4 tRNA genes are annotated in these 502 nt (G+C 55.2%); all 4 read left to right on the plus strand.

The features are described from left to right. Positions 1-71 precede the first annotated feature (71 nt). Positions 72-147 (plus strand) — tRNA-Asn (locus JJQ72_RS20325). A gap of 3 nt (positions 148-150) precedes the next feature. Beyond that, a tRNA-Ser gene (locus JJQ72_RS20330) sits at positions 151-242 on the plus strand. Between the two features lie 21 nt (positions 243-263). Continuing rightward, positions 264-338: transfer RNA gene (locus tag JJQ72_RS20335), tRNA-Glu, on the plus strand. 19 nt (positions 339-357) lie between these two features. After that, a tRNA-Val gene (locus JJQ72_RS20340) sits at positions 358-433 on the plus strand. The last annotated feature ends 69 nt before the right edge of the window (positions 434-502 follow it).

Raw genomic sequence — 502 nt, forward strand, 5'->3', positions numbered from 1 at the left:
TTCCAGCGCCGATGGTACTTGGACCGCAGGGTCCCGGGAGAGTAGGACGCCGCCAAGCGTGCATTACATATTCCCTGATAGCTCAGTTGGTAGAGCACTCGACTGTTAATCGAGTTGTCACAGGTTCGAGTCCTGTTCGGGGAGCCACATGGAGAGGTGTCCGAGTTGGTCGAAGGAGCACGATTGGAAATCGTGTAGGCGCCAAAAGCGTCTCGAGGGTTCGAATCCCTCTCTCTCCGCCAGACAGGTTTACATGGAAATAAGGCCCGTTGGTCAAGGGGTTAAGACACCTCCCTTTCACGGAGGTAACAGGGGTTCGAATCCCCTACGGGTCACCACTTTCTTTATATGATATATGGAGGCTTAGCTCAGCTGGGAGAGCATCTGCCTTACAAGCAGAGGGTCGGGGGTTCGATCCCCTCAGCCTCCACCATATAATTTAATGACGCGGGGTGGAGCAGCTCGGTAGCTCGTCGGGCTCATAACCCGAAGGCCGCAGGTT

Source organism: Paenibacillus sp. F411, assembly GCF_017582705.1.
Lineage (GTDB): Bacteria > Bacillota > Bacilli > Paenibacillales > Paenibacillaceae > Paenibacillus_AQ > Paenibacillus_AQ algicola.